This is a genomic window from Pantoea sp. Seng, from assembly GCF_009829935.1.
Lineage (GTDB): Bacteria > Pseudomonadota > Gammaproteobacteria > Enterobacterales > Enterobacteriaceae > Pantoea > Pantoea communis.
In genome coordinates this window covers 1-26605 of record NZ_SZZV01000033.1, presented here as the reverse complement: position 1 = coordinate 26605, position 26605 = coordinate 1, and the positions used below count along the sequence as shown (strand labels likewise).

Below are 26605 nucleotides of genomic sequence, written 5' to 3'. Positions count from 1 at the left end.
GATCAAACTCTTCAATTTAAAGTTTGATTTGCTGCAACAAGTGCAGCGATGCTCATCTGTAAAACGTCATAATGAATTTCATTATGTGTTCACTCGTGAGACTTGATATTTTTTACGTCCGGAGACGCTGATATCAATCCTGCGAGTGCCCACACAGATTGTCTGATAAATTGTTAAAGAGCGGTGCAATCAGCGCCTTAAGCTGCTGTTGCGAGGTGGCGTATATTACGCTTTCCTCCTTCAGAGTCAAACACTTTTTTCAGCATTTTTTCTCTGGCGGAAGTTCTTAGCGAAGCTTCCTGTCAACACCGCACTTCGTAAACCGTTGTGCCGTTTCGATGGATGCGCATTATAGGGAGTTGTTCGCAGCGCGCAACCGCTAAATTCAATAAAAACAACCGTTCGCTGCATTCCACAGCAAAACCCCGCCTTATACCCACTTACACACAGTGTTATCCACATTCATCTGCACAAATGAATTTAGGCGAGCATCGCGCAAACGTTTTCGCTACAATGCCCGGCGACGTCAAGGATGCCCCTTTTGGGGCGTTACATGAAGCAAGTACTCTCTTCTATATATAAGAGAAGCGCTAAGCTTGATGTAACGCTCTTATTTATGCGAAACAAAGCCAAGGGATAAAACCACCATGCAACAACGTCGTCCAGTACGCCGCGCTCTTCTCAGTGTTTCTGATAAAGCCGGTATCCTCGAATTTGCTCAGGCACTCTCCAGCCGTGGTGTTGAGCTGCTCTCCACAGGTGGTACTGCTCGCCTGCTGGCAGATGCGGGCCTGCCCGTCACCGAAGTCTCTGACTACACCGGTTTCCCGGAAATGATGGATGGACGCGTCAAAACGCTGCACCCGAAAGTGCATGGCGGTATTCTGGGCCGTCGCGGCACCGATGATGCGATCATGGCCGAGCACGCGATCAACCCTATCGATATGGTGGTGGTAAACCTTTATCCCTTCGCTCAAACCGTTGCCAAACCCGATTGCTCACTGGCAGACGCGGTAGAGAATATCGATATCGGTGGCCCAACCATGGTGCGCTCCGCTGCGAAGAACCACAAAGATGTGGCAATCGTGGTGAAGAGCAGCGACTACGAGGCCATCATCGCCGAGCTGGACGCCAACGAAAACTCCCTGACGCTGGACACCCGTTTCGATCTGGCGATCAAAGCCTTCGAACACACCGCAGCCTACGACAGCATGATTGCCAACTACTTTGGCAGCCTGGTACCGGCTTATCATAGCGACAGCAAAGAGCCTGCCGGCCGCTTCCCACGAACGCTGAACCTCAACTTCATCAAGAAGCAGGATATGCGTTACGGCGAGAACAGCCATCAGGACGCTGCCTTCTATATAGAAGAGAATGTGGCAGAAGCTTCTGTTGCGACTGCACAGCAGGTACAGGGCAAGGCGCTCTCTTACAACAACATCGCGGATACCGATGCCGCACTTGAGTGTGTGAAAGAGTTTGATGAAGCCGCTTGCGTGATCGTTAAGCATGCTAACCCGTGTGGTGTGGCAGTGGGCGGTTCGATTCTTGACGCCTATGAGCGCGCTTACAAAACTGATCCAACTTCTGCTTTTGGCGGCATCATCGCTTTCAACCGTGAATTGGATGAAGCCACTGCCCAGGCGATCATCAGCCGTCAGTTTGTCGAAGTGATCATTGCCCCTTCAGCCAGCGAAGCGGCACTTAAAGTTACCGCAGCAAAACAGAACGTTCGCGTGCTGGTTTGTGGCCAGTGGCAGGGCCGTGTTGCTGCACTGGACTTCAAGCGTGTTAATGGCGGCCTGCTGGTTCAGGATCGTGATCTCGGTATGGTTGATGCCAGTCAGCTGCGAGTCGTGACTAAGCGCCAGCCAAGCGAGCAGGAACTGCGTGATGCGCTGTTCTGCTGGAAAGTAGCCAAGTTCGTGAAATCCAACGCCATTGTCTACGCACGTGACAATATGACTATCGGCATAGGCGCCGGACAGATGAGCCGCGTTTATTCTGCCAAAATTGCCGGTATCAAAGCAGGCGACGAAGGTTTAGAAGTGAAAGGTTCAGCCATGGCGTCTGATGCTTTCTTCCCGTTCCGCGATGGTATCGACGCAGCGGCTGCTGTAGGTATCAGCTGTGTGATTCAACCAGGTGGTTCTATCCGTGATGATGAAGTGATTGCCGCCGCTGATGAGCACGGTATTGCGATGATCTTCACCGACATGCGTCACTTCCGCCATTAATAGCCTGGAGCCGTATAGATGAAAATTTTAGTGATTGGTAATGGTGGACGTGAACACGCGTTGGCATGGAAAGCAGCACAGTCACCGCTGGCCGAAACGGTCTTTGTTGCACCGGGCAACGCGGGTACCGCACTGGAACCTGCACTGCAGAACGTGGCGATCAGCGCCACTGACGTTCCTGCACTGTTAGCCTTTGCTCAGAAAGAGAAGATCGATCTGACCATCGTAGGCCCAGAAGCGCCGCTGGTGATTGGCGTGGTCGATGCGTTCCGTGCAGCGGGTCTGAAAATCTTTGGCCCAACGCAGGCGGCTGCACAGCTGGAAGGATCAAAAGCCTTCACCAAAGATTTCCTGGCACGCCAGCAGATCCCTACCGCTGAATACCAGAACTTTACGGAAGTTGAGCCCGCGCTGGCTTACCTGCGTGAGAAAGGCGCACCGATCGTGATTAAAGCGGATGGTCTGGCAGCCGGTAAAGGGGTTATCGTCGCGATGGAACTGGCTGAAGCGGAAGCTGCAGTGCAGGACATGCTGGCAGGTAACGCTTTCGGCGATGCAGGCCATCGTATCGTCATTGAAGAGTTCCTCGACGGCGAAGAAGCCAGTTTTATCGTGATGGTGGATGGCGACAACGTGTTACCCATGGCCACCAGCCAGGATCATAAACGTGTAGGCGATGGTGATACCGGCCCAAATACCGGAGGCATGGGCGCTTACTCGCCAGCCCCGGTTGTCACCGATGAGATCCACCAGCGTGTGATGGACCAGATTATCTGGCCAACCGTTAACGGCATGAAAGCGGAAGGCAACACCTATACCGGCTTCCTATATGCCGGCCTGATGATCGATAAAGCCGGTCAGCCGAAAGTGATCGAGTTCAACTGCCGCTTTGGCGATCCAGAAACCCAGCCGATCATGCTGCGTCTGCAGTCAGATCTGGTTGAGCTGTGCCTGGCCGCAGTGGATGGCAAACTCGATAAGCAGACCTCGCAGTGGGATCCACGCCCATCGCTGGGTGTCGTGCTGGCGGCTGGCGGCTATCCCGCGGATTACAACACCGGTGATCAAATCCACGGTCTGCCGCTGGAAGAAGTGCCGGACGGTAAAGTGTTCCACGCGGGCACCACGATGAAAGATGATGTGGTGGTCACCAACGGTGGACGCGTGCTGTGCGTCACTGCCCTGGGCGAAGATGTGGCTGCCGCGCAGAAGAATGCCTATGCGCTGGCGAAACATATTTCCTGGGAAGGCAGCTTCTGCCGTAAAGATATTGGTTACCGCGCGATTAATCGCAAGTAATCATCAAGGGGCGCGCTCTGCGCCCCTTGTTTTTTCCCAACTCAGAAATCACTCTCACTCGGCTGCCAGCTACACTCATCCTCTGGCGTCGCCCGCAACAACTGCACGCCTTCAGGTGCCTCCAACCATGACACCATCAACGACTGTGGCTGGTTTTGCTGCTGCTGAGATAGCGTGGCAATGATTCCGCTATCAAAGGGTGCATTCACCACTTTGCCATCACAATCGCGCACCTGCGTAGCGCCCAGCCAATGCCCCTGCTTCAGTAATACACGGCCACTCAGCAACGCATTACTTTGCTCCAGCATACGTTGCGCGTCGAAACGATAGAGCTCAACCGTATCACCACTTACCGCTTCACGACGGCCGGCCAGCTGACGCTGCATAAAATTAAGATTGCCCAGATGGTCAAAACGCAGCGTCACGTCATCGGGTTGCTCACCCGCCACAATGCGCTCAACGCTGATCAGGTGGTTCTGTTGCCAGTTGTAGTCAGTGGTTTCCATGGCATCGCCATTGAAAGGGGTATAAACAGTGCGAAGATGGACAGCCTGATGGTCACTGTTCTTGCGCCAGATGCGCACAGTGCCACGATCGGCCAGATAGCCACTTGCCGTAAAGGCAGGGAGATCAGAGGTGGAACTACAGCCCGCGAGCAGCGCACCGAGTAACAGGGCGCAGACGCGCTGAGTAATCGTGTTCAGCATGACAGGCCCCAATAACAAAAAGGGGCGTGTCGCCCCTCTTTTAAAGCTTAAACCGCGATGCGGAAAACTTACTTAACAGCGTCTTTCAGAGCTTTACCAGAGACGAACGCTGGCACGTTAGCTGCCGCGATTTTGATCTCTTTACCAGTCTGTGGGTTGCGACCGGTACGCTCAGCGCGGTGGTTCACTTTAAAAGTACCAAAACCAACCAGTTGTACAGCATCACCTTCTTTCAGAGACTCAGTGATCGCAGCCAGGGTAGATTCCAGCGCAGCTTTAGCCTGGGTTTTTGACAGGTCAGCTTTCTCTGCGATCACATCAATCAGTTGAGTCTTGTTCATAAGTTATCCTTAAAGTGTATTTATCGCTTGCTAAGCAACGAGTGCGAGGGAAAAGCCATATTCTGGCACTCTTCAACCTGCACGCAAAGATAGCCACAATTTTCAGCCCCCCAAATGTAGACCAGACAGGGGGCTGATGTGAAGCCTCCAGGCGCGGTAATTCAGGCCTGAAGTCACGTTTTATCGCCTTATTGCTGAAAAAGTATACCGATGTTACTGATTCCCGCTTCGCGCAGGTCAGAACGTAACCCTTTAATCAGCTCAAGGTCGCGCTCTTCGCAGTCTGCCAGCAGACGGAAAATCTCCCACTGCAGATCCCATTCATCAATCACCGCCTGATTTTCACGCAGCTCTTCATCGGTCATCTCACGACCGGCCTGCGTCATTTCAAGGATAGCGACGGTGGTGATCGAGGTGCGACTGACTTCGATTGCGTGCTCCAGAGTTTCGCCGCTGAGTTGTGCATGCACAACTTCGCTCAACGCAACACAGGCATCGATCGCTGGGTGGACACCATAGATATCAAAATCATCGCCATTCGGAATCGCAGACTCCAGCTTCTCCAGTTGGCTATCGAAGTTAATTTTGGCGTCTTTGACCGTCAGGCTTTCCCAGATAAGGTCAAGGATGCGACGATAGAGTTGCGGATCGGCGAATTCAGTCTGCTGACAGAAGGCCCAATAATTGGGGAACATCCGCTCGCACAGACAGGCCATAAAGGTCATATGCTGCCAGCTTTCCAGCTTCGCCAGACGCAAATGGACGGGGTTCTGTAACATCAAACTTACTCTCAATAGGTTAGCTGGCGGCAGTGTACCGCAAAAGCCGCGCGCAAACAGCGTCAACGCGCATTTTGCCAACGCAGAAACGCAGGACGCCCCGAAGCAACCGCATCGGCCCAGCGTGTAGGCTCGGGCAAACGATAGCCCGCGGTACATTTCTCCACCCAATTCAGTGCGCTGTCCATACTGACACGATGCCCGGTTGAGACGAACAAAGGGTTGCAGCGCGCTTTACTGCGCCACACCCAACCAATTTGTTCGCCTTTATCCATCAGTGGCTGGCGGCTCCCCGGTTCAGCATCCAATTCGGTAAAACGCCCGCAGAGCCGTTTTTTCGCCACGCCAATGGTTGGAACATCCACCAGCGAGCCAAAATGCGCAGCCACGCCGAGGCGACGGGGATGGGCAATACCATGACCATCAACAAATAAAAGATCGGGTTGGTGTGTGAGCTGCTGCCAGGCTGCAAGCAGTGCGGGGACTTCGCGAAACGATAAGAAACCCGGGATGTAAGGCATGGTGGTCGCGAGGCGTGCTATACGGTGCTCCACGAGTTGCAATGAGGGATATTCTAATACCACCAGTGCCGCACGCGTGATGTCACCTTCCTGTTCAAAACCGACGTCCGCACCGGCGATAAAACGAGGCGGCAGGACGTCGAAATCATCCTGCCGCACCACGTTAGCAGCGCGTTGTAACTGTTCAGCCCGCAGCGCGGCTAAATCCATGCTTAACCCTGATGATAAGGGCGAGACAGACGATGTACGGCTTCGACGAATGCACCGGCGTGCTCTGGCGGCACATCCTGATGAATGCCATGGCCCAGATTGAAGACATGCCCTTCACCCGTGCCAAAGCCTTCAAGGATAGTGGCCACTTCCTGCTCGATACGTGCCGGAGGCGCATACAGCATGGAAGGATCCATGTTGCCCTGCAACGCAACTTTGTCACCCACGCGACGACGCGCATCGGCAATATCGGTGCTCCAGTCCAGTCCCAGCGCATCACATCCGGTCGCTGCGATAGCCTCCAGCCACTGACCACCACCTTTGGTGAACAGCGTAATCGGCACGCGGCGACCTTCGTTCTCGTGCAGCACGCTATCGACGATTTTGTGCATATAGTAGAGTGAAAACTCACGGTAATCGCGGCCGGTCAGCACGCCGCCCCAGGTGTCGAAGACCATAATCGACTGTGCACCGGCTTTGATCTGGGCGTTCAGGTAATGGATGACACTGTCAGCCAGCTTATCCAGCAGCTTGTGCAGGGTTTGCGGCTCGGCATACATCATCTTTTTAATTTTGGTGAACGCTTTGCTGCTGCCGCCTTCAACCATGTAGGTTGCCAACGTCCATGGGCTGCCAGAGAAACCGATCAAAGGCACTTCGCCTTTCAGGTTATGGCGAATGGTACGCACCGCATTCATCACATAACCCAGCTCATCTTCCGGATCCGGAATCGGCAGTTTGTCTACATCTGCACGGCAGGTAATAGGATTTGAGAAGCGCGGACCTTCGCCCGTTTCAAAATAGAGCCCCAGCCCCATCGCATCAGGAATCGTCAGGATATCGCTGAAGAGGATCGCGGCATCCAGCGCATAACGACGCAGCGGCTGCAGGGTGACTTCGCACGCCAGCTCCGCATTCTTACACAGCGACATAAAATCACCGGCTTCAGCACGCGTGGCTTTGTACTCCGGCAAATAACGCCCGGCTTGTCGCATCATCCATACAGGGGTGACATCCACCGGCTGACGTAACAGGGCACGCAGATAACGATCGTTCTTCAGTTCACTCATAATGGGCTCTCTCATGCTAAGGCCGCCAGTGTAGCATTTTCACGGCGCGCTGGCGCGACACAGGGCAACGGTATCTTCAATCAACCGCCGTGCCACCGTGCCCGGTGGCGGTAACAAGGGCAAATCGTCATAGCGATACCAGCCGGCATCCAGCAACTCTTTGCCATCATGCTGCAACTCACCGCCCTCATATTCGGCCATAAACGCCATCATTAATGAATGCGGGAACGGCCAGGGCTGCGAGGTGACGTAGCGGACATTTTTAACCCGGACGTTGCTCTCTTCCATCACTTCACGCGCGACGGCCTGCTCCAGCGTCTCCCCGACCTCAACAAAGCCAGCTAATACTGTGTAAATGCTGTTGCGATGGCGCGCATGGTTGGCCAGCAGAATCTCCTCCCCCCGGCGAATCGCTACGATGATGCACGGTGCAATTTGCGGGTAATAGCGCTCGCGGCAATGGTGACACAGGCAGGCAAATTCGCGTTTACTGAGGTGCATTTCGTGGCCGCAGTAGCCACACCAGCGGTGTGAGCGGTAGAATTCGGCGAGTTGAACTCCACGTCCAACCATCTGAAAAAGCCCAACATCTTCGTCGATAAGCTGGCGAACAGAGCCCATATTGTCAGGTCGTGATTCACATATCAGCCAGACATTCTCCGCCTGCCATTCGCCAATCAAAATCGCGGTTTTTCCAGTCAGGCCAAAATCGCCGGATAAGCCATGCGGCAGTTCACCTTGCGGTAACCAAAGTTTTTGTTCATGGCTGACAATCCACCAGCCAGCGTCTACGCTTGAGATCTCACGTTGCATCTTATTCGTTGTCCTTAGCGTCAAATGGCACGCTGAAATCCTGATGTTAAGTGTGGAATGGATAACTATAACTCACCCGGAGCCCCATATGCTTACCCAGTTAGATGACCTGGCCAGGCGTGTAAGTGGCGGTAATGAACTCGTTGATGCGTGGCTGCGCGCGCGCCGACAGTTGCTTGTCAGCTATTACGCATTAATTGGCATCAAGCCAAACAAAGAGGCGCTCAGTGCCCTGGATGAACAGGCGCTGGATGCGTTTTGTCACGGCCTGGTTGATTACCTCTCAACCGGTCATTTCAGTATTTATGAACGCATTATCAGTGAGATGGAGGGCGATAGCCCACTCATTGCGGCAGCCCAACTCTATCCCGCTCTGGAAGCGAATACCGATCGCATGATGCAACTGTATGACAGCCATCTGCAGCAGGCCATCAACGACGATAACTGCGTAGAATTCCAGAAGGCGTTATCCGAAGTGGGTGAAGTGCTGGAGTCGCGCTTCACGCTGGAAGATAAGCTGGTGCAACTCGCCTGGGATAACCAGCTGGCGCGCCCACCGGTCGCCAATGAAAGCAGCATGGCTCGCCCCGCTTAACTTCGGCCCCATGTAAAAAACTTGTTATTCCGAAAAAGCCCTCTTATGCTGAATGGGCTTTTTTATTGAGGCCTATTCACGTTTTTATGCGTCTCTTTAAAGCAATCTAGAGTCAAATTTTGCGATATAAGCGTAGCGTGCGCAGCCAGTTCACGCTCGGACAGCGCGCAGTGGCCGGAGCGTACACGTAGTACGTGACGGGCACGAGCACTGCCCAGGCGTGAAATGGCAAGCAAAGTAGCTTATATCGTAAAATTCAACCTTGTCGGAGTGCCCTAAGGGGCTGAGACCGTTTATTCGGGATCCGCGGAACCTGATCAGGTTAGTACCTGCGAAGGGAACAAGAGTAGACATTCACAGAGCGATGCGTGTTGGCGCCCGGCATCGTCCCTGTTACTCCTTCCGAACTCTGGACAAGCAACTTCCCCTTAATTCAGGAAATTTGCTATGTCTGTTGCTAAAACTTCTCGTCGTGAACAACGTGCACAAGCGCAGGAATTTATCGATTCGCTGCAAGGCACCGCTTTCCCCAATTCAAAACGTATCTGGATTACCGGCAGCCGAGCGGATATCCGTGTGCCGATGCGCGAAATCCAGCTTAGCCCTACACACATCGGTGGCACAAAAGAGAATCCACAGTATGAGCACAACGAACCAGTGCCGGTATATGACACGGCAGGTGCTTATGGCGACCCTGCGGCCACCATTGATGTGCATCGGGGATTAGACCGATTGCGTGAAAACTGGATTGCTGAACGCGATGACAGCGAAGCGATCCACCAGTTGAGTTCGCAATACACCCAGCAACGCTTAGCCGATGAAGGGCTGGATCACCTGCGCTTCGAGCAGTTACCGCAGCCGCGTCGTGCCAAAGCTGGCCGCTGCGTCACGCAACTGCATTACGCACGTCAGGGCATAATTACACCCGAGATGGAATTTATTGCGGTGCGAGAAAACATGGGCCGCGAACGTATTCGTGGTGAAGTGCTACTGCAACAGCACCCGGGCCACAGTTTTGGTGCCAATCTGCCGGAAAACATCACCGCCGAATTTGTGCGCCAGGAAGTTGCCAGCGGCCGCGCTATCATACCCTCCAATATTAATCACCCCGAATCAGAGCCGATGATCATTGGCCGTAACTTTCTGGTGAAGGTGAACGCCAATATAGGCAACTCAGCGGTGAGCTCATCGATCGAAGAGGAAGTGGAGAAACTGGTGTGGTCAACACGCTGGGGGGCGGATACCGTGATGGACCTCTCCACAGGCCGCTATATCCATGAAACGCGCGAGTGGATTTTGCGAAACAGCCCGGTGCCGATTGGTACTGTGCCCATTTATCAGGCACTGGAGAAAGTGAATGGCGTGGCGGAAGACCTTAACTGGGAGATTTTCCGCGATACCCTGCTCGAGCAAGCCGAACAGGGCGTAGATTACTTCACCATCCACGCCGGAGTCCTGCTGCGCTATGTGCCGATGACGGCTAAACGTCTGACCGGTATTGTCTCGCGTGGCGGCTCGATCATGGCGAAGTGGTGCCTGTCACATCATCAAGAGAGTTTCCTCTATCTGCATTTCCGCGAGATCTGTGAAATCTGCGCTGCCTATGATGTCGCGCTCTCACTCGGTGATGGCCTGCGTCCGGGATCAATTCAGGACGCCAACGATGAAGCCCAGTTTGCCGAATTGCACACGCTAGGTGAGCTGACCAAAGTTGCCTGGGAATACGATGTGCAAGTGATGATTGAAGGTCCAGGCCATGTGCCAATGCAGATGATCCGCCGCAACATGACCGAACAGTTAGAGCACTGTCACGAAGCGCCGTTTTACACGCTTGGCCCACTGACCACCGATATCGCCCCCGGGTACGATCATTTTACCTCCGGCATTGGTGCCGCGATGATTGGTTGGTTTGGCTGCGCCATGCTGTGCTACGTCACACCGAAAGAGCACCTCGGTTTGCCGAATAAAGAAGATGTTAAGCAGGGTCTGATTACCTACAAGATCGCCGCGCATGCAGCCGATCTGGCTAAGGGCCATCCCGGCGCTCAGATCCGTGATAACGCCATGTCGAAAGCACGCTTTGAATTCCGTTGGAAGGATCAGTTCAATCTGGCGCTCGATCCGCATACGGCACGCGCTTATCACGATGAGACATTGCCGCAGGAATCGGGCAAAGTGGCTCACTTCTGCTCAATGTGCGGTCCAAAATTCTGTTCGATGAAAATTACCCAGGAAGTGCGCGAATATGCTGCTCGCCAGCATGCAGAAGTCCAGCCCATTGAAATTGGCATGGCGCAGATGTCGGATGCCTTCCGCAGTCGTGGTGGCGAGCTTTATCACGCCGCCGATGCCCTTAAAGAGGAAAAAGTATGACCGATGCCTTTCCAGCCACGGCCCCGAAACTGGGGCTGTACCCTGTTGTTGATAGCGTAGAGTGGATTGCACGCTTACTGGAGGCTGGCGTTCGCACCATCCAGTTGCGCATCAAAGATTGCCAGGATCATGAAGTAGAAGACGCAGTGCGCGAGGCAATTGCGCTGGGCAAGCAGTATCGTGCACGCCTGTTTATCAACGATTACTGGCGATTAGCGATCAAATATAACGCCTATGGCGTGCATCTTGGTCAGGAAGATTTGGACGTGGCTAATCTGGACGCTATCCGCCAGGCAGGCTTGCGTCTTGGGTTATCGACTCATGATGATGCCGAGTTAGACCGCGCGCTGGCGTTGCGTCCTTCCTACATTGCATTGGGGCATATTTATCCCACACAAACCAAAGATATGCCTTCGGAACCTCAGGGCGTCGTAGAATTGAAACGCCACATGGCGCGGTTGCAGGATATACCGACTGTGGCGATTGGCGGTATATCCCTTGCGCGCGTACCTGAAGTTTTGGCCACTGGCGTTGGAAGCGTTGCTGTGGTGAGCGCCATTACTCAGGCGGGAGACTGGCGTCAGGCGACACAGGAGCTGCTGGCACTGGTTGAAGCTGGAACCCAGCCCGCAGAAGCGTTGTAACGTTCTGCAATCAGGGTAATTTGGCTGGAACCTCACGCGCAGTCCGCTTCCTGCGGGCTAGCGTGTTTTTCCGGTCAGGATAAAGTGTGCCTGCCCGCTGTCGCTGGCAGTGGGCCAGGGCTGGTCTACCTCTCTCTCCAGCCCTGCCTTTCCACTTTAATCAGTCAGGGATGAAGCGGGTTCCGTTTCGATATGACAGGCATGCATGGCCTGCTCCACCGCAGCGCCAAGTTGGGCGATGGCCTGTTCTGTATGCTCATTGATGGGCAACCCATAATTCAGGCGCAAGCAGTTACGATATTTGCCCGAGGCAGAAAACAGCGATCCGACAGCGACCTGAATGTTCAACGTGCGAAGTTCGGTGTTAAGCCGAACCGCATCAAACGCTTCAGGTAACTCAATCCACATCAGGAAGCTGCCCTGCGGACGCGAGACACAGATACCGCACGGGAAATAGTGGCGTACCCAGCAGCTAAAAGTCTCGTAGTTACGTTGATATACCTGGCGCATCCGGCGTAAATGCGGCCCATAGTGACCAAGACGAATAAATTCGGCCACCGCATGTTGCGGCTGTGTGGCTGTTGAACCCGTGCCGATATATTTCATATGCAAGACACGATCGCGATAGCGTCCAGGTGCCACCCAGCCAACACGTAACCCGGGAGCCAGCGTCTTAGAGAATGAACTACACAACAACACCCTGCCATCCATCTCCAAAGATTTAATGGTAATGGGACGTGGATACTCCCATGCCAATTCACCGTAAACATCGTCTTCAATAATCGCGGCATCAAAGCGCTGTGCCAGTGCCAGCAGCGCACGCTTGCGCGCCTCGGGCATGATAAATCCGAGTGGATTATTGCAATTTGGCACTACTACCACGGCTTTAATGGGCCACTGCTCGAATGCCAACTCCAGAGCTTCAAGGCTAATGCCCGTCACCGAATCGGTAGGGATTTCAATGGCACGGATACCAAGTCCGCGCAGGGTCTGCATCATGCCATGAAATGTCGGAGATTCAACGGCGATAATATCACCCGGTTCACACACCGCACGGATCGACACGGACAGCGCTTCATGGCAGCCCGTGGTGATCACAATATCCTCTGCGGTGAGCTGACAACCGCTATCGATAGTTAAGCGTGCGACCTGCTCACGCAAGGCCGCAACGCCTAACAGACTGTCATAATTGAGCTGGTCAAGATCCTGCTTCTGCGCCATTCGGCTCTGAATTTTCCATAATGGCTTCAATGTCGGCTGGGTAAGGTCTGGCATGCCGCTACCTAATTGCAGCACGTTACCGCTGTTGCGGCTGCTTAATAATTCCAGCACCGATTCCCACTGGGTGATCTCGACGGGGCGTTGTACGGGGCGGGTTAACGCAGGAACAGGAGGCGTGGCTTTGCGCGTCGCAACGAAATAGCCAGAGCGCGGCTGCGGCACAATAAGCTGTTTCTCTTCTAGCAGGTGATACGCCTGCTGCACGGTACTGATGCTCACACCGTGTTCAATACTCAGTGTGCGCACTGAGGGTAAGCGCTCGCCGCTACGGTAGAGTCCCTGCTCAATCCTGTCTGAGAGCAAGCAAGCCAGATGTTGGTAACGCGTCATCGTATGATTCCCCTCGAGTTCACTGAATCTAAATCAGTACAGATCATCCTTTTTTTTACCATTCAGATCCTATCATGCGCAATCTGTATGTTAATAATAAGTGATTTTTGAATCTGTATTGAAATGCACAGGAACTGGACAATACCACTCAGACAACTGACTGAGGGCATTTATTATGGAATTCGATCAAAACCGCGCAGCAAAACCCTTTGATGTAACGCTATTGGATATGGTTCGCGGCACGGGACGTGCCATCAAAAGATGGCGCGCCCGCCGTGAGACTCGCAAAATTCTGTCTCACTTAAGCGATGCACAACTGCGCGACATTGGCCTGACCCGCCACGATATCTGCCGTAAGGGCTGATTAAAAACGAAAAAAAACCCTGCCGAGGCAGGGTTTTTTATGGGTCAGCTTCGCAGACGATTATTCGTCGTCGCTACCGCCAAGACCGGCGTTCAGCAGTTCAGCCAGGCTCGCAGAGGCTTCATCCGCAGTCACCTGCGGTGCAACCGGTGCTTCACCTACAGAACGGCGACGCATACGATCCTGATGGTAAGCATAACCGGTACCGGCCGGGATCAAACGACCCACGATCACGTTCTCTTTCAGGCCGCGCAGTTCATCACGCTTGCCTGCTACTGCTGCTTCAGTCAGGACACGTGTGGTCTCCTGGAACGATGCTGCAGAGATGAACGATTCGGTTGCCAGAGAAGCTTTGGTGATACCCAGCAGATCGCGCATAAAGGTTGCGCCAATTTTGCCGTTCGCTTCGAGGTCGCGGTTAGCGATCTTGATGCGAGAGTATTCAGCCTGCTCACCTTCCAGGAACTCGGTGCTGCCCGCGCTGGCGATGGTTGCTTTACGCAGCATCTGACGCACGATGACTTCGATGTGTTTATCGTTAATCTTAACGCCTTGCAGACGGTAAACTTCCTGCACTTCGTTAGTGATGTAACGGGTCACAGCATGGACGCCACGCAGACGCAGGATGTCGTGTGGAGACTCTGGGCCGTCAGAAACAACGTCACCACGTTCTACACGCTCACCTTCGAATACGTTCAGCTGACGCCATTTCGGAATCATCTCTTCGTACGGATCGCTACCATCAACCGGTGTAATCACCAGACGACGCTTGCCTTTGGTCTCTTTACCGAACGAGATAATACCGCTGATCTCGGCCAGAATTGCTGGCTCTTTCGGACGACGCGCTTCGAACAGGTCAGCAACGCGTGGCAGACCACCGGTGATGTCCTTGGTACCGCCAGATTCCTGAGGTACACGCGACAGGGTGTCACCCGCACTGATCTTAACGCCATCTTCCAACTGAACAATCGCTTTGCCCGGCAGGAAGTACTGAGCTGGCATGTCGGTACCTGGAATCAGAACATCATTTCCGTTGGCATCAACAATTTTCAGCGCAGGACGCAGATCTTTACCGCCCGCAGTACGTTCTGCAGAATCCAGAACCACCAGCGATGACAGACCAGTCAGGTCATCAGTCTGACGAGTAATCGTCTGACCATCGATCATGTCAGTGAAGCGAATGAAACCGCCCACTTCGGTGATAACAGGCATGGTGTGCGGATCCCAGTTTGCTACGGTCTCGCCCGCAGCAACCTGCTCACCATCACCTTTAGCCATCATCGCGCCGTAAGGGACTTTATAGCTCTCTTTGGTACGACCGAATTCATCGATCATCTTCAGCTCAACGTTACGAGAGACGATAACCAGTTTCCCGGAGGAGTTGGTTACAGACTTCGCGTTGGTCAGCTTAATAGTACCTTTGTTCTTCACCTGGATGCTGGATTCAGCAGCCGCACGAGATGCCGCACCACCGATGTGGAACGTACGCATCGTCAGCTGTGTACCAGGCTCACCGATGGACTGTGCTGCGATAACGCCGATGGCCTCACCTTTGTTGATGATGTGACCACGTGCCAGGTCGCGACCGTAGCAGTGTGCACACACACCAAAGTCGGTTTCACAACCAACAACAGAACGCACTTTGATCGCATCGACTGAGTTCAGTTCGATCACATCACACCAGTGCTCATCGATCAGCGTGTTACGCGGGATCAGGATGTCAGCAGTACCTGGTTTCAGTACGTCTTCAGCAGTCACACGACCCAGTACACGCTCACGCAGTGGTTCTTTAACGTCGCCACCTTCGATAACCGGAGTCATCATGATGCCTTCGAAAGTACCACAGTCGTCTTCGGTAACCACCAGGTCCTGCGCAACGTCTACCAGACGACGCGTCAGATAACCGGAGTTAGCGGTTTTCAGTGCGGTATCCGCAAGACCTTTACGCGCACCGTGCGTCGAGATGAAGTACTGGAGTACGTTCAGACCTTCGCGGAAGTTCGCGGTGATTGGCGTTTCGATGATTGAGCCATCTGGCTTAGCCATCAGACCACGCATACCGGCCAGCTGACGAATCTGTGCAGCAGAACCACGCGCACCGGAGTCGGCCATCATGTAGATGCTGTTGAACGAGACTTGCTGCTCTTCTTCGCCGTGACGGTTGATCACGGTTTCGGTTTGCAGGTTGTCCATCATCGCCTTGGAAACGCGTTCGTTTGCTGCGGCCCAGATATCGATGACTTTGTTGTAACGTTCGCCAGCAGTAACCAGACCAGACTGGAACTGTTCCTGAATCTCAGCAACTTCCGCTTCTGCTTCTGCCACGATTTCCGCTTTCTTAGCCGGGATCACCATGTCGTCGATACCTACAGAGGCACCTGAACGGGCTGCGTAAGCAAAGCCGGTATACATGGTCTGGTCAGCGAAGATAACGGTCGGCTTCAGGCCCAGGATGCGGTAACAGGTGTTCAGCATCTTAGAGATAGCTTTCTTACCCAGCGCCTGGTTGACGATGGAGTAAGGCAGACCTTTCGGCACGATCATCCACAGAATCGCACGACCAATGGTGGTGTCGATTAAGCTGGTTTTCGCGACGAACTCTTCTTGTTCGTTTTTGCTGTACTCGGTGATACGCACTTTAACGCGAGCATGCAACTCGGCCAGGCCAGCGCGATAAACACGCTCAGCTTCTTTCGGGCCAGTCAGCACCATGCCTTCGCCGCGCGCATTCACTTTGTCACGGGTCATGTAGTACAGACCCAGTACAACGTCCTGAGAAGGAACGATGATTGGCTCGCCGTTCGCAGGTGACAGGATGTTGTTGGTAGACATCATCAGAGCACGTGCTTCCAGCTGAGCTTCCAGCGTCAGCGGTACGTGAACTGCCATCTGGTCACCATCGAAGTCGGCGTTATATGCCGCACAAACCAGCGGGTGCAGCTGGATTGCTTTACCTTCGATCAGAACAGGTTCGAATGCCTGGATACCCAAACGGTGCAGGGTTGGTGCACGGTTCAGCAGTACTGGGTGTTCGCGGATCACTTCGTCCAGGATATCCCAAACGACAGCTTCTTCACGCTCAACCATCTTCTTAGCAGCTTTGATGGTGGTCGCGAGGCCACGCAGCTCTAGCTTGCCGTAGATGAACGGCTTGAACAGCTCCAGTGCCATTTTCTTCGGCAGACCACACTGATGCAGACGCAGGTATGGACCTACGGTGATTACAGAACGGCCAGAGTAGTCAACACGTTTACCCAACAGGTTCTGACGGAAACGACCCTGCTTACCTTTGATCATGTCGGCCAAAGATTTCAGAGGACGTTTGTTAGAGCCAGTGATGGCACGACCGCGACGGCCGTTATCCAGCAAGGCATCTACCGCTTCCTGCAGCATACGTTTTTCGTTACGTACGATGATATCTGGCGCAGCCAGATCCAACAGACGCTTCAGACGGTTGTTACGGTTGATGACGCGACGATACAGATCGTTCAGATCCGACGTAGCGAAACGACCACCATCCAGCGGTACCAGCGGACGCAGATCTGGCGGCAGAACCGGCAGAACGGTCAGGATCATCCACTCTGGCTTGTTACCAGACTGTACGAACGCTTCCAGCAGCTTGATACGCTTGGTCAGCTTTTTACGTTTGGTCTCGGAGTTGGTTTCGTTCAGCTCTTCACGCAGCTGCTCGCACTCTTGCTCCAGATCCATATTTTTTAGCAGCGCCTGGATAGCTTCCGCACCCATCTTCGCGTCGAATTCGTCACCGAACTCTTCCAGCGCATCAAGGTACTGCTCTTCGGTCAGAATCTGACGTTTTTCCAGGTTGGTCATACCGCCTTCGATCACAACATAAGATTCGAAGTACAGTACGCGCTCGATATCACGCAGTGGCATATCCAGCAGTAAGCCGATACGCGAAGGCAGTGATTTCAGGAACCAAATGTGCGCAGTTGGTGAAGCCAGTTCAATGTGGCCCATGCGCTCACGACGAACCTTGGTCTGTGTAACTTCAACGCCACACTTCTCACAGATCACGCCACGATGTTTTAAACGCTTGTACTTACCGCACAGGCATTCGTAATCTTTTACCGGCCCAAAGATACGGGCGCAGAAAAGACCGTCACGCTCCGGCTTGAAGGTACGGTAGTTAATGGTTTCTGGCTTTTTAACTTCACCAAAAGACCATGAACGGATCATGTCTGGCGAAGCCAGAGCGATCTTGATCGCATCAAACTCTTCGGTCTTAGTTTGCGCTTTCAGAAACTTAAGTAAGTCTTTCACGGATTAGCTCCCGTCGGAGTGGAACTCTCAGGGACGCACACCGAAGTGCGCGTCCCGTAACCAGTACTTACGAGTGCTTACTCGTCTTCCAGCTCGATGTTGATACCCAGCGAGCGGATCTCTTTCAACAGTACGTTGAAGGATTCCGGCATGCCCGGTTCCATCTGATGATTGCCATCGACGATGTTTTTATACATCTTCGTACGGCCATTCACGTCATCAGACTTAACGGTCAGCATTTCCTGCAGGGTATAAGCAGCACCGTATGCTTCCAGTGCCCACACTTCCATCTCACCGAAGCGCTGACCACCGAACTGCGCTTTACCACCCAGCGGCTGCTGAGTAACAAGGCTGTACGAGCCAGTTGAACGGGCGTGCATCTTGTCGTCGACCAGGTGGTTCAGTTTCAGCATGTACATGTAACCTACGGTTACCTGACGCTCAAACTGCTCACCGGTACGGCCGTCGAACAGAGTGATCTGACCGGAAGAAGGCAGGCCGCCGAGCTGCAGCAGCTCTTTGATCTCGCTCTCTTTCGCACCATCAAACACTGGCGTTGCGATTGGCATACCTTTTTTCAGGTTCTCAGCCAGACGCAGAACTTCGTCGTCAGTGAAGGTGTTCAGATCGACTTTCTGACGCACATCGGTGCCCAGATCGTAAGCACGCTGGATGAACTCACGCAGTTTGGCGACTTCTTCCTGCTTCTTCAGCATCGCATTGATTTTCTCACCAATGCCTTTAGCCGCCATACCCAGATGGGTTTCCAGGATCTGACCGATGTTCATACGTGACGGTACGCCCAGCGGGTTCAGTACGATGTCGACCGGCGTGCCGTTCTCATCGTAAGGCATATCTTCGATCGGGTTGATCTTAGAGATAACACCTTTGTTACCGTGACGACCTGCCATCTTGTCACCAGGCTGGATCTGACGTTTAACCGCCAGGTACACTTTCACGATTTTCAGCACGCCTGGTGCCAGGTCATCGCCCTGAGTGATTTTGCGACGTTTAGCTTCGAGTTTTTTCTCAAACTCGTGCTTCAGCTCGTCATACTGCTCAGCCAGCTGCTCGAGAGAGTTTTGCTTCTCTTCATCAGTCAGGCCCAGTTCCAACCAGCGCTCACGTGGCAGTTTGTCCAGCTTCTCAGCTTCAACACCACCCGAGATCAGTACCGCCTGAATACGGCTGAACAAGCCCGCTTCGAGGATCTGCAGTTCTTCAGACAGGTCTTTCTTAGCCTGCTTCAGCTGCATCTCTTCGATTTCCAGCGCACGTTTGTCTTTTTCTACGCCATCGCGAGTAAAGACTTGAACGTCGATAACCGTACCGGAAACACCGTTAGGAACACGCAGAGAAGAGTCTTTAACGTCAGACGCTTTCTCACCGAAGATCGCACGCAGCAGTTTCTCTTCTGGCGTCAGCTGAGTTTCGCCTTTCGGCGTCACTTTACCGACCAGAATGTCACCACCGGTCACTTCCGCACCGATATAAACGATACCGGATTCATCCAGTTTGGAGAGTGCAGCTTCACCCACGTTCGGGATGTCAGCGGTGATCTCTTCTGGCCCCAGCTTGGTGTCACGAGACACACACGCCAGTTCCTGGATGTGGATAGTGGTGAAACGGTCTTCCTGGACAACACGCTCAGAAACGAGGATGGAGTCTTCGAAGTTGTAACCGTTCCATGGCATGAACGCCACGCGCATGTTCTGACCCAGCGCCAGTTCACCGAGGTCGGTAGACGGGCCATCTGCCAGCACGTCGCCACGTTCGATTGGCTCACCCAGGGACACACATGGCATCTGGTTGATGCAGGTGTTCTGGTTAGAACGGGTGTACTTGGTCAGGTTGTAGATGTCGATACCCGCTTCGCCCGGATACATCTCATCTTCGTTAACTTTGATAACGATACGAGAAGCATCAACGTACTGAACGGAACCGCCACGTTTCGCTACGGCAGTTACACCGGAGTCAACCGCTACTGCGCGTTCCATACCGGTACCGACCAGCGGCTTATCAGCGCGCAGAGTTGGTACTGCCTGACGTTGCATGTTCGCACCCATCAAGGCGCGGTTAGCATCATCGTGCTCCAGGAATGGAATCAGTGACGCACCGACTGAAACGACCTGTTGGGTCGAAACGTCCATGTAGTCAACCTGGTCACGGCTGAACAGGCTTGATTCACCTTTGCTACGGCAAGTGACGAGATCGTCAACAAAGCTACCGTCTTCAGCAAGGTTGGTGTTCGCCTGAGCGATAACGTAGTTACCCTCTTCGATTGCAGAGAGGTAATGAATTTCATCACTCACTTTGCCATCTACCACGCGACGATACGGAGTCTCAAGGAAGCCGTATTCGTTAGTCTGCGCATAAACAGAAAGGGAGTTGATCAGACCGATGTTCGGACCTTCTGGCGTTTCGATTGGGCATACACGACCGTAGTGGGTTGGGTGTACGTCACGCACTTCGAAGCCTGCACGCTCACGCGTCAGACCGCCTGGGCCCAGGGCAGAGATACGACGCTTATGCGTGATCTCAGACAACGGGTTGTTCTGATCCATAAACTGGGACAGCTGGCTTGAACCAAAGAACTCTTTCACCGCCGCCGAAATAGGCTTGGCGTTGATCATGTCCTGAGGCATCAGGGTATCGAGGTCGCCCAGAGACAGACGCTCTTTAACAGCACGCTCAACACGCACCAGACCCACACGGAACTGGTTCTCAGCCATCTCACCGACTGAACGGATACGACGGTTGCCGAGGTGGTCGATATCATCGACTTCGCCAATACCGTTACGGATGCCGATCAGTTTCTTCATCACTTCGATGATGTCGTCTTTGCTCAGGATACCTGAACCTTCGATTTCATCACGCAGCAGTGAACGGTTGAACTTCATACGGCCAACTGCAGACAGATCGTAACGATCTTCTGAGAAGAACAGGTTCTCGAACAGGTTCTCTGCAGCTTCGCGCGTTGGCGGCTCACCAGGACGCATCATACGGTAGATCTCAACCAGCGCGCTCAGGCGATCGTTGGTTGGGTCAACACGCAGGGTCTCTGAAATGTATGGGCCGTGATCCAGGTCGTTGGTGAACAGCGTTTCAATGCGTTTGTGGCCTGACTGGCTCAGTTTAGCCAGCAGATCCAGTGAAAGTTCCATGTTCGCAGGAACGATCAGTTCACCGGTGTTCAGATCGACGTAGTCTTTAGCGACCACTTTGCCAGCGATATATTCGACTGGCACTTCAATGTGCTGAATACCGTCTTTTTCCAGCTGACGAATATGACGCGCAGTGATGCGACGACCTTTCTCAACGTAGACCGTGCCATTGGCTTCGATATCGAAGCTGGCGGTTTCACCACGCAGGCGCTCAGGCACCAGTTCCATCTGCAGTTTGTTATCGCGGATTTCATACACCACTTTATCAAAGAACAGATCAAGGATTTGTTCAGTGGTGTAGTGCAGCGCGCGCAGAATGATACTGGCCGGCAGCTTACGGCGACGGTCAATACGGACGAAGAGGTTGTCTTTCGGGTCGAATTCGAAGTCGAGCCATGAACCGCGGTAAGGGATGATACGTGCGTTATACAGCACTTTACCAGACGAGTGCGTCTTACCCTTATCGCTGTCAAAGAACACGCCAGGACTACGATGCAGCTGAGAAACAATAACACGCTCAGTACCGTTGATAACAAAGGTACCGTTGTCGGTCATGAGTGGAATTTCACCCATGTACACTTCTTGTTCTTTGATGTCTTTTACGGTGCCTTCCGGCGCTTCACGCTCGTAGATCACCAGACGCAGTTTCACGCGCAGCGGTGCCGAATAGGTCACGCCACGGATCTGACATTCAGTTACGTCAAAGACCGGCTCGCCCAAACGGTAGCTGACATACTGCAACTCAGAGTTGCCGCTGTAGCTTGAGATTGGGAATACGGAGCGGAAGGCAGCTTCCAGACCGTATTGGCCTTCTGGATCTTGCTCGATAAACTTCTGGAACGAGTCAAGCTGGATAGAAAGGAGATAAGGTATGTCCAAAACTTGTGGACGTTTACCAAAATCCTTACGAATACGTTTTTTCTCGGTATAGGAGTAAACCATAGGGTTCCTCAGCTAGCTGACATGTCGAACCACGCTGTCCGTCCTGAAGGGACAGTTCATGCAACACTATTTTGTTTTTCATGCGATGCGTAACACCCCATGCAATACATCTTTCTATCACTCTTAAATCATTTCATCGCTGTTGCGCAGGCAGGGAACCCTCACAGGAAAGCGATATATTAAGTCGTCGATAGAAAAAGATATTGAAGAGAAACAATGGACAAACAGTGTGAAACGCCATCATTCCCCTGAAGCGCAAAAAAGCTGGTGACCCAAAAAGTCACCAGCCATCAGCCTGATGTTACTCAGGCTGCAACCCGAAGGTTGTCTTACTTAACTTCAACTTCAGCGCCAGCTTCTTTCAGCAGTGCTTCCAGAGCAGCTGCGTCATCTTTGCTGATGCCTTCTTTGATAACACCGGTAGCTTCAACCAGGTCTTTAGCTTCTTTCAGGCCCAGACCAGTTGCAGTACGAACTGCTTTGATTACGGCAACTTTGTTAGCGCCAGCAGCTTTCAGAATTACGTCAAATTCAGTTTTCTCTTCAGCAGCTTCAGCTGGGCCAGCAGCAACAGCTACAGCAGCAGCAGCAGAAACGCCGAATTTTTCTTCCATAGCAGAAACCAGCTCAACTACTTCCATTACGGACATAGCTGCTACTGCTTCCAGAATTTGATCTTTGGTGATAGACATATCGATTGTTCCTAAAAAACAGAAAAAGTTTATACGTTAGCAAGTACGAAGGAAAAGAAGATGGCCTTAAGCCGCTTCTTTTGCATCGCGTACAGCAGCCAGAGTGCGAACCAGTTTGCCAGCAGCGGCTTCTTTCATGGTCGACATCAGACGTGCCAGTGCTTCTTCGTAAGTCGGCAGAGTTGCCAGACGGTCAATATTGGCCGCCGTGATCAGCTCACCTTCAAAGGCTGCAGCTTTGACCTCAAATTTTGCATTCGCTTTCGCGAACTCTTTGAACAGACGAGCAGCAGCGCCCGGGTGTTCCAAAGAGTATGCAATCAGGGTCGGACCAACAAACGTGTCTTTCAGGATCTCAAACTGAGTTCCTTCAACGACGCGGCGCAGCAAGGTGTTGCGAACAACACGCATGTAAACGCCAGCTTCACGACCTGCTTTACGCAGTTCGGTCATTTTATCAACGGTAACGCCACGGGAATCCGCAACAACCGCTGAAAGCGCGCCTTTGGCTACTTCGCTAACTTCAGCAACAATCGCTTGTTTGCCTTGAAGATTTAATGCCATTAGCTTTTGCTCCTGGATTTGACCGGGAAAAATTTCCCGGAACTCACTTCACTCAGCTACCCGAAGGCACTGAGCGCTATTACACGGTGAGCAGAATCCAGTGAAGAAAAAATTCTTTTTGGTTCTGTCACCGTCTACGCAGGGTATTAAGCAGGTTATCCGAAGATAATCCCGCTCCTGCGGTCTTGGACGGAGGCCAGGATAAGGCCTGGCTCCAACCTAAGCCATTGATAAATTAGGCAATTACGCTTTGTTAATCAGTGGCTTTGAATCTGGGTTCTGAATTGAATACTCAATCAGAACAACGGGCGTAAGATTCTAGATAAATTTTTCGCCCGTTTCAAGCAGCAATTAGTTTGCTGCTGCGCTCAGACCAGCCTGGTCAACGGCAACGCCGGCGCCCATGGTGGTAGAGATGCTAACTTTCTTGATGTACACGCCTTTAGCCTGTGAAGGTTTCGCTTTTTTCAGCGCAACCAGCAGAGATTCCAGGTTTTCTTTCAGTTTGTCAGCGTCGAAGTCCACTTTACCGATGGTAGTGTGGATGATGCCGTTTTTGTCGTTACGATAACGAACCTGACCTGCTTTAGCGTTTTTCACTGCTTCAGCAACGTTAGGGGTTACAGTACCCACTTTCGGGTTTGGCATCAGGCCGCGTGGACCCAGAACCTGGCCCAACTGGCCAACAACGCGCATTGCATCTGGAGATGCGATAACAACGTCAAAGTTCATTTCGCCTTTTTTGATCTGGTCAGCCAGATCTTCCATACCTACCAGCTCAGCGCCAGCTGCTTTAGCAGCTTCTGCGTTTGCGCCTTGGGTAAATACAGCAACACGTACTGAACGACCAGTACCGTGTGGCAGAACAGTCGCGCCGCGAACGTTCTGATCTGATTTACGTGCATCGATGCCGAGGTTAACAGCAACGTCAACGCTTTCAACGAACTTAGCAGTTGCCAGTTCTTTCAGCAGAGCAATAGCCTCAGCGATGTCGTACTGCTTGGTCGCGTCAACTTTGTCACGGATTACGCTCATGCGCTTGGTCAGCTTAGCCATTTCTTAATCCTCTACTACCAGGCCCATGGAACGTGCAGTACCTTCGATAGAGCGAGTCATCGCTTCTACGTCAGCACCAGTCATGTCCGCAGCTTTAGTTTCTGCGATTTCACGTACCTGAGCACGAGAAACTTTACCGACTTTGTCTTTGTTCGGCTTACCAGAACCAGACTTGATGCCTGCTGCTTTTTTCAGCAGTACAGCAGCCGGAGGGGTTTTGGTAACGAAGGTGAAAGAACGGTCGCTGTATACAGTGATAACAACTGGAGTAGGCAGGCCTTTCTCCAGAGATTCTGTTTTGGCGTTGAACGCTTTACAGAATTCCATGATGTTAACACCCTGCTGACCCAGTGCTGGACCAACAGGTGGACTTGGGTTCGCCATACCAGCTGCAACCTGCAGCTTGACGTAGGCTTGTACTTTCTTAGCCATGATAATTCCTCAAATGGGTTATAGCGCCTGAAAACAGGCTCCCCGTGATTACGATTCACACGCTGTCACCAGCGCATAAAAACAAAAGGCGCGAAATTATAGGTAAATTTCGCGCCTTCCGCAAGAGCTATAAAGTGAACAAAAGGGTTAACCTTTCTCCACCTGAGCAAAGTCGAGTTCGACTGGTGTTGCACGGCCAAAGATGGAAACAGAGACCTTCAAGCGGCTCTTTTCGTAATCCACCTCTTCGACCACACCGTTGAAGTCGGCAAATGGACCGTCGTTGACGCGCACCATCTCGCCTGGCTCGAACAGCGTTTTTGGACGCGGCTTATCACCCACCTGCTGCAGGCGGTTCATAATCGCATCGACTTCTTTATCACTAATCGGCGCAGGACGGTCAGAAGTACCGCCAATGAAGCCCATGACACGTGGTACGCTACGCACTAAGTGCCAGCTGGCGTCATTCATCACCATCTGGACCAGCACATAGCCAGGGAAGAACTTACGTTCGCTTTTACGGCGCTGGCCACCACGGATTTCAACGACTTCTTCAGTCGGCACCATGACTTCACCAAACAGCTCTTCCATGTTGTGCAGTTTGATATGCTCTTGCAGCGACTTCGCTACGCGGGCTTCAAAACCGGAGAACGCCTGAACGACGTACCAGCGTTTTTTTGGAGCTTCAGACATCTCAGAACCTCAGGCCAGTGATAAACGATACCAGACGGACCAGAATTCCATCCAGCCCCCACAAAATCAGTGACATCACGGCAGTGACCGCGGCAACGATTAACGTGGTGTGCAATGTTTCCTGGCGAGTCGGCCAAATGACCTTACGCATTTCGGTTCTTGCTTCACGAGCAAAAGCCACAGTCGCTTTGCCTTTGATAGTCAGCAACGCTATGCCACCTGCCGCAGCAATCAGTACTACGACAGCCAGCGCGCGCAGAGGCAGCGTAATGTCGCGATAGAGATAGTTGCCAACGATGGCGACTAACAGCAACGCGATGACAGCAACCCACTTTATCGCTTCCAGGCCGCGCCCGCTCCCTTGAGCTTCGGTATTCGCACTCATAAACCAACCTGCCACAATAATTCAGAAACAATTCTGCCCCGCAGAGCGAGGCATCCAAACCGAATGAGCTTTTGGGCGTAACTCGGTATCCGACGCCGTAAACCAGAGCCTGTCTCAGCAATGATTATGATCGAAAATCACTGATGAGCCAGGTTCTATGTAACAGCGTGCAAAAAGGGCATCAAATGATGCCCTTTCCATATGCATTGCGTCAAATGTTATCGCAATTAAGCGATAATTTCAGCAACAACACCCGCACCAACAGTACGGCCGCCTTCACGGATTGCGAAACGCAGACCCTGATCCATAGCGATTGGCTTGATCAAGGTAACGGTCATTTTTACGTTATCGCCTGGCATTACCATCTCAACGCCTTCTGGCAGTTGAACGTCACCGGTCACGTCAGTAGTACGGAAGTAGAACTGAGGACGGTAGCCTTTGAAGAACGGAGTATGACGGCCGCCTTCATCTTTAGACAGTACGTAAACTTCTGAAGTGAACTGGGTATGTGGCTTGATGGTGCCCGGCTTAGCCAGAACCTGACCACGCTCGATATCTTCACGCTTGATACCACGCAGCAGAACACCACAGTTCTCGCCTGCCTGACCCTGGTCCAGCAGTTTGCGGAACATTTCAACGCCGGTACAGGTAGACTTAACGGTGTCTTTCAGACCAACAACTTCAACTTCGTCGCCTACTTTCACGATACCGCGCTCAACACGACCGGTTACAACAGTACCACGGCCTGAGATTGAGAATACGTCTTCGATTGGCAGCAGGAACGGCAGGTCGATTGCACGTACTGGCTCTGGGATGTAGTTATCCAGGT

22 protein-coding genes and 1 riboswitch are annotated in these 26605 nt (G+C 52.8%); of the genes, 6 read left to right on the top strand and 16 right to left on the bottom strand.

Annotation, left to right across the window (positions count from 1 at the left end; genetic code table 11):
* Positions 1–647 precede the first annotated feature (647 nt).
* Complete coding sequence (gene purH, locus FD737_RS22915; protein WP_034828924.1) at positions 648–2237, top strand: bifunctional phosphoribosylaminoimidazolecarboxamide formyltransferase/IMP cyclohydrolase; 1590 nt, start codon at positions 648–650, stop codon at positions 2235–2237.
* An 18-nt stretch (positions 2238–2255) separates the two neighbouring features.
* Positions 2256–3536: a phosphoribosylamine--glycine ligase gene (purD, locus tag FD737_RS22910; protein WP_097119770.1), complete on the top strand. Its 1281-nt coding sequence runs from the start codon at positions 2256–2258 to the stop codon at positions 3534–3536.
* A 41-nt stretch (positions 3537–3577) separates the two neighbouring features.
* Here the strand turns inward: purD and FD737_RS22905 are convergent, their stop codons facing one another.
* The 6 genes from FD737_RS22905 to nudC form a co-directional block, all read right to left on the bottom strand.
* Positions 3578–4243, bottom strand: a complete 666-nt coding sequence (locus tag FD737_RS22905) for a DUF1481 domain-containing protein (protein WP_160834660.1) — start codon at positions 4241–4243, stop codon at positions 3578–3580.
* Between the two features lie 68 nt (positions 4244–4311).
* Complete coding sequence (gene hupA / locus FD737_RS22900; RefSeq protein ID WP_006121511.1) at positions 4312–4584, bottom strand: nucleoid-associated protein HU-alpha; 273 nt, start codon at positions 4582–4584, stop codon at positions 4312–4314.
* A 188-nt stretch (positions 4585–4772) separates the two neighbouring features.
* A complete protein-coding gene (locus FD737_RS22895) occupies positions 4773–5363 on the bottom strand; it encodes a YjaG family protein (RefSeq protein ID WP_097119772.1) in 591 nt (196 codons plus the stop codon).
* Positions 5364–5425: 62 nt separating this feature from the next.
* Positions 5426–6094, bottom strand: coding sequence for a deoxyribonuclease V (nfi, locus tag FD737_RS22890; RefSeq protein WP_097119773.1), 669 nt, complete (start codon positions 6092–6094; stop codon positions 5426–5428).
* Positions 6095–6096: 2 nt separating this feature from the next.
* Positions 6097–7164 (bottom strand): uroporphyrinogen decarboxylase, encoded by a 1068-nt coding sequence (hemE, locus tag FD737_RS22885; RefSeq protein WP_097119774.1) that lies wholly within the window; start codon positions 7162–7164, stop codon positions 6097–6099.
* Between the two features lie 39 nt (positions 7165–7203).
* Positions 7204–7977 (bottom strand): NAD(+) diphosphatase, encoded by a 774-nt coding sequence (gene nudC, locus FD737_RS22880; RefSeq protein WP_160834659.1) that lies wholly within the window; start codon positions 7975–7977, stop codon positions 7204–7206.
* A gap of 88 nt (positions 7978–8065) precedes the next feature.
* Between nudC and FD737_RS22875 the strand changes: the two genes are divergently transcribed.
* The 3 genes from FD737_RS22875 (at position 8066) to thiE (ending at position 11589) form a co-directional block, all read left to right on the top strand.
* The gene (locus FD737_RS22875) at positions 8066–8572 is read left to right on the top strand and encodes an Rsd/AlgQ family anti-sigma factor (protein ID WP_058962185.1); all 507 of its coding nucleotides are present in this window, start codon (positions 8066–8068) and stop codon (positions 8570–8572) included.
* A gap of 256 nt (positions 8573–8828) precedes the next feature.
* A riboswitch (TPP riboswitch) is annotated at positions 8829–8929 on the top strand.
* 90 nt (positions 8930–9019) lie between these two features.
* Positions 9020–10945: a phosphomethylpyrimidine synthase ThiC gene (gene thiC, locus FD737_RS22870; RefSeq protein WP_160834658.1), complete on the top strand. Its 1926-nt coding sequence runs from the start codon at positions 9020–9022 to the stop codon at positions 10943–10945.
* The gene (gene thiE / locus FD737_RS22865; protein WP_160834657.1) at positions 10942–11589 is read left to right on the top strand and encodes a thiamine phosphate synthase; all 648 of its coding nucleotides are present in this window, start codon (positions 10942–10944) and stop codon (positions 11587–11589) included. The genes thiC and thiE overlap by 4 nt, the downstream gene beginning before the upstream one ends.
* Positions 11590–11745: 156 nt before the next feature.
* Here the strand turns inward: thiE and FD737_RS22860 are convergent, their stop codons facing one another.
* Positions 11746–13200 carry a PLP-dependent aminotransferase family protein gene (locus FD737_RS22860; protein ID WP_160834656.1) on the bottom strand — a complete coding sequence of 485 codons (1455 nt, stop codon included), beginning with the start codon at positions 13198–13200 and terminating at the stop codon, positions 11746–11748.
* A gap of 175 nt (positions 13201–13375) precedes the next feature.
* Here FD737_RS22860 and FD737_RS22855 point away from each other — a divergent pair, with 175 nt between their 5' ends.
* A complete protein-coding gene (locus tag FD737_RS22855) occupies positions 13376–13564 on the top strand; it encodes a DUF1127 domain-containing protein (RefSeq protein ID WP_097119778.1) in 189 nt (62 codons plus the stop codon).
* Between the two features lie 60 nt (positions 13565–13624).
* Here FD737_RS22855 and rpoC read toward each other — a convergent pair whose 3' ends face one another.
* The 9 genes from rpoC to FD737_RS22810 all read right to left on the bottom strand — a co-directional run.
* Positions 13625–17848, bottom strand: a complete 4224-nt coding sequence (rpoC, locus tag FD737_RS22850) for a DNA-directed RNA polymerase subunit beta' (protein ID WP_097119779.1) — start codon at positions 17846–17848, stop codon at positions 13625–13627.
* Between the two features lie 77 nt (positions 17849–17925).
* The gene (gene rpoB, locus FD737_RS22845) at positions 17926–21954 is read right to left on the bottom strand and encodes a DNA-directed RNA polymerase subunit beta (RefSeq protein WP_034828907.1); all 4029 of its coding nucleotides are present in this window, start codon (positions 21952–21954) and stop codon (positions 17926–17928) included.
* A gap of 329 nt (positions 21955–22283) precedes the next feature.
* Positions 22284–22646, bottom strand: coding sequence for a 50S ribosomal protein L7/L12 (rplL, locus tag FD737_RS22840; protein ID WP_034828906.1), 363 nt, complete (start codon positions 22644–22646; stop codon positions 22284–22286).
* A 66-nt stretch (positions 22647–22712) separates the two neighbouring features.
* Positions 22713–23210 (bottom strand): 50S ribosomal protein L10, encoded by a 498-nt coding sequence (gene rplJ / locus FD737_RS22835; protein ID WP_034828904.1) that lies wholly within the window; start codon positions 23208–23210, stop codon positions 22713–22715.
* Positions 23211–23561: 351 nt separating this feature from the next.
* Positions 23562–24266 carry a 50S ribosomal protein L1 gene (gene rplA / locus FD737_RS22830; RefSeq protein ID WP_034828901.1) on the bottom strand — a complete coding sequence of 235 codons (705 nt, stop codon included), beginning with the start codon at positions 24264–24266 and terminating at the stop codon, positions 23562–23564.
* A 3-nt stretch (positions 24267–24269) separates the two neighbouring features.
* Positions 24270–24698 carry a 50S ribosomal protein L11 gene (rplK, locus tag FD737_RS22825; RefSeq protein ID WP_034828899.1) on the bottom strand — a complete coding sequence of 143 codons (429 nt, stop codon included), beginning with the start codon at positions 24696–24698 and terminating at the stop codon, positions 24270–24272.
* A gap of 147 nt (positions 24699–24845) precedes the next feature.
* Positions 24846–25391 (bottom strand): transcription termination/antitermination protein NusG, encoded by a 546-nt coding sequence (gene nusG, locus FD737_RS22820; RefSeq protein WP_010616908.1) that lies wholly within the window; start codon positions 25389–25391, stop codon positions 24846–24848.
* Position 25392: 1 nt separating this feature from the next.
* Positions 25393–25776, bottom strand: coding sequence for a preprotein translocase subunit SecE (gene secE / locus FD737_RS22815; RefSeq protein WP_039381824.1), 384 nt, complete (start codon positions 25774–25776; stop codon positions 25393–25395).
* Between the two features lie 227 nt (positions 25777–26003).
* A partial coding sequence (locus FD737_RS22810) for an EF-Tu/IF-2/RF-3 family GTPase (protein WP_255492042.1) occupies positions 26004–26605 on the bottom strand: 602 nt, incomplete at its 5' end.

Excerpts from the sequence above, each read along its gene's own strand:
- nudC (WP_160834659.1), bottom strand. The coding sequence starts at position 7,977 with ATGCAACGTGAGATCTCAAGCGTAGACGCTGGCTGGTGGATTGTCAGC.
- rplL (WP_034828906.1), bottom strand. The coding sequence starts at position 22,646 with ATGTCTATCACCAAAGATCAAATTCTGGAAGCAGTAGCAGCTATGTCC.
- purD (WP_097119770.1), top strand. The coding sequence starts at position 2,256 with ATGAAAATTTTAGTGATTGGTAATGGTGGACGTGAACACGCGTTGGCA.
- thiC (WP_160834658.1), top strand. The coding sequence starts at position 9,020 with ATGTCTGTTGCTAAAACTTCTCGTCGTGAACAACGTGCACAAGCGCAG.
- hupA (WP_006121511.1), bottom strand. The coding sequence starts at position 4,584 with ATGAACAAGACTCAACTGATTGATGTGATCGCAGAGAAAGCTGACCTG.
- FD737_RS22860 (WP_160834656.1), bottom strand. The coding sequence starts at position 13,200 with ATGACGCGTTACCAACATCTGGCTTGCTTGCTCTCAGACAGGATTGAG.
- hemE (WP_097119774.1), bottom strand. The coding sequence starts at position 7,164 with ATGAGTGAACTGAAGAACGATCGTTATCTGCGTGCCCTGTTACGTCAG.
- rplJ (WP_034828904.1), bottom strand. The coding sequence starts at position 23,210 with ATGGCATTAAATCTTCAAGGCAAACAAGCGATTGTTGCTGAAGTTAGC.
- rplA (WP_034828901.1), bottom strand. The coding sequence starts at position 24,266 with ATGGCTAAGCTGACCAAGCGCATGAGCGTAATCCGTGACAAAGTTGAC.
- FD737_RS22855 (WP_097119778.1), top strand. The coding sequence starts at position 13,376 with ATGGAATTCGATCAAAACCGCGCAGCAAAACCCTTTGATGTAACGCTA.
- FD737_RS22895 (WP_097119772.1), bottom strand. The coding sequence starts at position 5,363 with ATGTTACAGAACCCCGTCCATTTGCGTCTGGCGAAGCTGGAAAGCTGG.
- nfi (WP_097119773.1), bottom strand. The coding sequence starts at position 6,094 with ATGGATTTAGCCGCGCTGCGGGCTGAACAGTTACAACGCGCTGCTAAC.
- FD737_RS22905 (WP_160834660.1), bottom strand. The coding sequence starts at position 4,243 with ATGCTGAACACGATTACTCAGCGCGTCTGCGCCCTGTTACTCGGTGCG.
- rplK (WP_034828899.1), bottom strand. The coding sequence starts at position 24,698 with ATGGCTAAGAAAGTACAAGCCTACGTCAAGCTGCAGGTTGCAGCTGGT.
- rpoB (WP_034828907.1), bottom strand. The coding sequence starts at position 21,954 with ATGGTTTACTCCTATACCGAGAAAAAACGTATTCGTAAGGATTTTGGT.
- FD737_RS22875 (WP_058962185.1), top strand. The coding sequence starts at position 8,066 with ATGCTTACCCAGTTAGATGACCTGGCCAGGCGTGTAAGTGGCGGTAAT.
- purH (WP_034828924.1), top strand. The coding sequence starts at position 648 with ATGCAACAACGTCGTCCAGTACGCCGCGCTCTTCTCAGTGTTTCTGAT.
- thiE (WP_160834657.1), top strand. The coding sequence starts at position 10,942 with ATGACCGATGCCTTTCCAGCCACGGCCCCGAAACTGGGGCTGTACCCT.
- nusG (WP_010616908.1), bottom strand. The coding sequence starts at position 25,391 with ATGTCTGAAGCTCCAAAAAAACGCTGGTACGTCGTTCAGGCGTTCTCC.
- secE (WP_039381824.1), bottom strand. The coding sequence starts at position 25,776 with ATGAGTGCGAATACCGAAGCTCAAGGGAGCGGGCGCGGCCTGGAAGCG.